Here is a 3144-nt window from a genome sequence, read left to right on the forward strand (position 1 = left end):
GGTCCGGCTGCTGCGGTCCGGCGACCGCGTCGATGTGATCGCGGCGGAGGACACGGCGGCGGGCGGTGACGCCGAAGTGGTCGCGCGCGGGGCACGGGTGACGAAGGTGCCCGAGCCGCTCGACGAGGCGGCCGGCAGCGGGGCGTTGGTGGTGCTCTCGGTGCCGCGCGCCACGGCGGCGCGGCTGGCCGGTGCGAGTGCCACGGCACGGCTGGCGGTGACGATGTGCTGAGCCGCGCTCTCCGTATCGTGAGCCGCGCCTTCCGGCGCATGTGCGAATTCGTGTCAAGTCCCTCGTTCGAGCTACTGAATTGGACACGTCGGCCACGCATTGACGTAGGTTGCGGAGCTGTTCGTTCCACACAGTGCACGTGCGAGAAGAGGCTCCGAGTTGAGCGAGAAGAAGAAGGAACCGGGCGTCTGGCAGGGCTTCAAGGCCTTCCTGACACGCGGGAACGTCGTCGATCTGGCAGTCGCGGTCGTTATCGGCGCCGCCTTCACGAACATCGTCAACTCGGTGGTGAAGGGAATCATCAACCCGCTCGTCGGCGCGATCGGCACACAGAACCTGGACACCTACAGCTCGTGTCTGAGCAGCTCCTGCTCGGGCGACAAGGGCATCCAGCTGATGTGGGGCTCCGTCCTGGGAGCCGCCCTCAGCTTCGTGATCACCGCGGCGGTGGTCTACTTCCTGATGGTCCTGCCGATGTCGAAGTACCTGGCCCGCGCGGAGGCCCAGCGCAAGGCCAAGGAGGGCACGCACGAGGTCATCGAGATCACCGAGCTGGAAGTCCTCAAGGAGATCCGCGACGCGCTCGTCGCCCAGCGCGGCAACGGACACCGGGAGCCGTAGCCGGCGGCTCGGACGTGGTGGGAGCCGTAGCCGACGGCTCAGATGTGGTGGGGCGGCTTCTCGTCGAGGAAACGCTTGAGGTCGGCCGCGCCGCCCTCACCCTCGGCCCGCTCGCCCCACCCGCGATCCGTGTCGTCCGACGAGGGCCGGCTCAACGGGTCGTCGAAGACCAGCACGGGCTTCGGATCGCGCGGCTCGGGGGCGGGGGCGGTACTCATGCCTCCAGGGTACGGCCGAAGGGGCGTCTGACGTCGCCGCGGTCCGCCCCGTCGGTCCCGGCCGACCCGGCCACCCCTGAAAACCGTGCCGTTATCTGCTGTGCTTGTGCCCATGACGTCCGAGATTCCAAGACCCCTGCGCCCGCTCACCGCTCGTGGCCGGGACGAACCGCACCGGGTCGCCTCGCCGCTGGAGCTCTTCTTCGACCTGTGTTTCGTCGTGGCGATCGCGCAGGCGGGCGTCCAGCTGGCGCACGCCGTGGCCGAGGGGCACGCGGGGCAGGGGGTCCTCAGCTACGCGATGCAGTTCTTCGCGATCTGGTGGGCCTGGATGAACTTCTCCTGGTTCGCCTCGGCGTACGACAACGACGACGTGCTCTACCGGGTCGTCACCCTGGTGCAGATCGCCGGCGTCCTGGTCCTCGCGGCCGGGGTCTCGCGAGCCTTCGAGCAGCACGACTACCTGGTGGTCTGGCTCGGCTACGTGATCATGCGGCTGGCGATGGCCACGCAGTGGCTGCGGGCGGCACGGGCCGCCACCGGGCCGGAGCGGACGATGGCATTGCGGTACGCGGGCGGCGTGCTGCTCTGCATGGTCGGCTGGACGGGCCTGGTGGTCCTGCCGGAACCGGCCCGCGGCTGGGTGTTCCTCGTGATGGTGATCGCCGAGCTGTGTGTGCCGCGCTACGCGGAGAACGACTTCCCTACGCCGTGGCATCCGCACCACATCTCGGAGCGGTACGGGCTGTTCACGATCATCGTGCTGGGCGAGACGATCGCGGCGGCCACGGTCGCCGTGAGGTCGGGAGTGGACGAGAACGACGCGCTGGGCGAACTACTGCCCATCGCTGCGGGTGGGCTGCTGATCGTGTTCGCCGCCTGGTGGATCTACTTCGTGGTGCCGATCCACGGCCATCTCCGGTCCAACAAGCAGGCGTTCCTGTGGGGGTACGGCCACTATCTGATCTTCGCGTCGGCGGCCACGATCGGCGCCGGACTGGAGGTGGCGGTCACGGAAGCCATCGGCAAGGCGCACATCTCCACAGTGGCCGCGTCCGCCGCGGTGACCCTGCCGACGGCGCTGTACCTGCTCAGCGTATGGGCGCTGCACGCCCGTCACTACAAGGTGGGCGTCGCCCAGCAACTGGTGCTTCCCGTGGCGGCGTTGCTGGTGATCTGCTGCACCTTCCTGGGCTCCTGGGCGGTGCTCGCGGCGGGCCTGGTGTCGGCGCTGACGGTGGCGGTCGGCACGACCCTGACCGCACTCACGGCCGGCGCGGGAAGCAAGGCGGAGGCGACGGCGTCGGTGGGCTGACCTCGACGGGACCGACCGCCCACGTCGGAACGACCACCGGCCACGCCCAGCCAACGGCCACCGGAACAACCATCCACAACCGGCCGACCAGCACCGACACAACCCTCCGCACCCGGCCCACCGACACCGGAACAACACCCCGAACCCTGCCAACCGGCACCACAACAACACCCCACACCCAGCCGACCAGCACCAGAACAGCTACCCGCACCGCGCCAACGGTCCCCGGATCCGACGCGCGCTGCGTGAGACTGAGTTCCATGACAGTTGACGCATTGACGGACGTGGCCGGGGTGCGGGTGGGCCACGCGACGCGGTCGGGGGACGGTTGGCTCACCGGTACGACCGTGGTGCTCGCGCCGGAGGGTGGGGCGGTGGCCGCGGTGGACGTGCGTGGCGGCGGACCCGGCACCAAGGAGACCGACGCGCTCGATCCGCGCAACCTGGTGCAGCGCGTCGAGGCGATCGTGCTGACCGGCGGCAGCGCGTACGGGCTCGATGCCGCGTCCGGGGTGATGGCCTGGCTGGAGGAGCAGGGACGCGGGGTGCGGGTGGGCGTGGATCCGACGCATGTCGTGCCGGTGGTGCCCGCGGCCTGTGTCTTCGACCTGGGCCGGGGCGGCGACTTCAGGGCCAGGCCGGACGCGACCACCGGGCGGGCCGCGGTGGAGGCCGCCGCGATCAGCGGGCCGGGGGACACGTCCGGGGGCTGCACTCACAGACCGAAGTACGATAGTCCGGTCTCGCTGATCACCGCC

The 3144-nt window shown here is 70.0% G+C and carries 4 protein-coding genes and 1 pseudogene; 4 read left to right on the top strand and 1 reads right to left on the bottom strand.

The features are described 5' to 3' along the window. Both R6V09_RS49675 and mscL read left to right on the top strand, forming a co-directional pair. Window positions 1–232, top strand: a pseudogene (locus R6V09_RS49675) (hypothetical protein); the annotation flags it as partial. A 159-nt stretch (window positions 233–391) separates the two neighbouring features. Further along, window positions 392–853, top strand: a complete 462-nt coding sequence (gene mscL / locus R6V09_RS49680) for a large conductance mechanosensitive channel protein MscL (RefSeq protein ID WP_317888021.1) — start codon at window positions 392–394, stop codon at window positions 851–853. A 38-nt stretch (window positions 854–891) separates the two neighbouring features. Here the strand turns inward: mscL and R6V09_RS49685 are convergent, their stop codons facing one another. Continuing rightward, window positions 892–1071, bottom strand: coding sequence for a hypothetical protein (locus R6V09_RS49685; protein WP_317888022.1), 180 nt, complete (start codon window positions 1069–1071; stop codon window positions 892–894). Window positions 1072–1183: 112 nt separating this feature from the next. Between R6V09_RS49685 and R6V09_RS49690 the strand changes: the two genes are divergently transcribed. Continuing rightward, window positions 1184–2386: a low temperature requirement protein A gene (locus tag R6V09_RS49690; RefSeq protein WP_317888023.1), complete on the top strand. Its 1203-nt coding sequence runs from the start codon at window positions 1184–1186 to the stop codon at window positions 2384–2386. A 260-nt stretch (window positions 2387–2646) separates the two neighbouring features. After that, window positions 2647–3144: P1 family peptidase (locus tag R6V09_RS49695; protein WP_317888024.1), on the top strand; the 498-nt coding region annotated here is incomplete at its 3' end.

The organism is Streptomyces sp. W16 (assembly GCF_033194735.1).
Lineage (GTDB): Bacteria > Actinomycetota > Actinomycetes > Streptomycetales > Streptomycetaceae > Streptomyces.